General features: G+C 68.7%; 3 protein-coding genes. 1 reads left to right on the forward strand and 2 read right to left on the reverse strand.

Going from position 1 to position 936, the window contains the following annotated elements:
- Window positions 1-209: toprim domain-containing protein (locus AC1DY2_RS20165; protein ID WP_476764033.1), on the reverse strand; the 209-nt coding region annotated here is incomplete at its 3' end.
- 198 nt (window positions 210-407) lie between these two features.
- Here AC1DY2_RS20165 and AC1DY2_RS20170 point away from each other — a divergent pair.
- Window positions 408-644, forward strand: coding sequence for a hypothetical protein (locus AC1DY2_RS20170; RefSeq protein ID WP_159602713.1), 237 nt, complete (start codon window positions 408-410; stop codon window positions 642-644).
- Between the two features lie 2 nt (window positions 645-646).
- Here AC1DY2_RS20170 and AC1DY2_RS20175 read toward each other — a convergent pair.
- The coding region (locus tag AC1DY2_RS20175) for a hypothetical protein (protein ID WP_476764034.1) at window positions 647-936 on the reverse strand (290 nt) is incomplete at its 5' end.

Raw genomic sequence — 936 nt, forward strand, 5'->3', positions numbered from 1 at the left:
ACGTAGTACGGCTCGAAGCCGTGCTCGACGTCGACGGAGAACTTGCCGAGCGAGCCCTTCTTCAACTCCGCGGGCAGGTTCTTCGGCTCGATGAGGTCACGGATGTGGCCGACCGACGACAGCACCTGGTAGCCGTCGCCCAGGTACTGGGCGATCGACTTCATCTTCGTCGGCGACTCCACGATGACCAACTTCTTCGCGCCTGACACCAGACTCCTCTGTTCCATGAATGGGGCAACGCACGTTCGAGCCGCGCCCCCGAGCGGTGTGCCTGCCGGTGGATCGGACCGACAGCCACACCATACACACACTCACCGTGAGTGCACCCACCGGGCGGCGCGAACTGGGGGTGGGGCGACGCGCCTGCAACCCCTTGCAGTTCGCGGGCCGCGGAGGAGAATGACGCCATGGACACCACTTCCGCGACCTCGTACACCGCGAAACTCATCGACGGTCCGCTCGAGGGCAAGACGGTCGCCACCGCCTTCCTCGAGACGGGCGATCCCCGTCCTCGTCTCGAGCTCAACACCGACAAGGGCAAGCACTACATCTATACCCGTGCCGCCGGCCTCGAGTTCGGCGCAGAGGACGACGACCGACCCACCGCCGTGGAGTACCGCTTCGTGGAGACCGTCTTCGACTGAGCTCAACCGGTCGAGCCGGGCGGCCCGGTCGCACCCGGCGGCCCGGCCCGCGCCGCGCGGCGGATATCGATGCCGATTCCGTGCACCCGCACGGCGACGAACGCCACGGCCCCATCGAGATCGCAGACTTCCACGTTCGCCCCGTTGCGGGCCGCCGTCCGCTCGGCCAGGTCGCACGGCGTTCCGGGGACCGCGCCCGAGATCGCGTCGGCCGCAGCGAGGGCGGCCGCGTCGGCCGCGTTGGCGGCACGTTGCGCCAGCGCGAAGGCCGACAGCATGGGCACCGTGAGCA

It is taken from the genome of Agromyces sp. P1_H4 (assembly GCF_056405255.1).